We start from the raw sequence: 928 nt of genomic DNA, 5'->3' as shown, positions 1-928 counted from the left end.
TTCTTCAAGTACGAGCAGGCACTTACCAACTCGAGCCAAATGTATCGCTTTACGAGGCGTTAGAGCTACTCAATACAGGCAAAGAACATCAATTTGCCATCACGTTTGTTGAAGGTAGTCGTTTTTCTGAGTGGTTAGAGCAACTTCAAAGCGCACAGTATGTTCAACACGACCTTTCAGGGCTGTCAGAAAAAGAGATGGCACAGAAGCTTGGTATTGAACGTGATAAGCTTGAAGGCTTGTTTTTGGCTGAAACGTACCACTACACCGCTGGTGCGAGCGAAAGTCAGTTGCTAAAGCGTGCACATTCCAAATTAAATAAAATACTGGATGCGAACTGGAACGCTCGTCAGGAGAAGCTGCCTCTCAAAGACAAGTATGAAGCGCTGATCCTTGCCTCGATTATCGAAAAAGAAACGGCGATTGATTCAGAACGCGAACGTGTTGCTTCTGTGTTTGTTAACCGTTTGAATAAACGTATGCGACTTCAAACGGATCCGACCGTTATCTACGGGATGGGGGATGCTTACGATGGTAACATCCGTAAGAAAGACCTACGCACCCCAACACCATACAATACCTACGTTATTAATGGTTTGCCGCCGACACCTATTGCAATGGCCGGAGAAGCCTCTATTGAAGCTGCACTAAACCCAGAAAGCAGTGATTACTTATATTTTGTAGCAAGTGGGACGGGCGGACACGTTTTCTCGAAATCACTTGCTGAGCACAATCGTGCTGTTCGAGCCTATTTAAGAGAACTAAGAAAGAACAAATGATGAAAGCAAACTTTATTGTCGTAGAGGGCCTTGAAGGCGCGGGGAAAAGCACTGCGATTAAAACGGTTTTGGACACGCTCAAACAAGCGGGAATCGAAAGCATCGTTAACACGCGTGAACCTGGTGGGACACCTCTTGCCGAGAAAATG

2 protein-coding genes are annotated in these 928 nt (G+C 45.8%); both read left to right on the top strand.

Translation table 11 applies throughout. The features are described 5' to 3' along the window. Positions 1-779: endolytic transglycosylase MltG (gene mltG, locus R7Z50_RS25440; RefSeq protein WP_318149468.1), on the top strand; the 779-nt coding region annotated here is incomplete at its 5' end. After that, positions 776-928, top strand: a 153-nt coding sequence (locus tag R7Z50_RS25435) for a dTMP kinase (protein WP_411979515.1), incomplete at its 3' end; no start/stop codon positions are given. The genes mltG and R7Z50_RS25435, both read left to right, overlap by 4 nt.

The organism is Vibrio sp. 1249-1 (assembly GCF_033340495.1).
The sequence above is the reverse complement of the archived record's forward strand: the minus strand, read 5'-3'. Positions and strand labels throughout refer to the sequence as shown.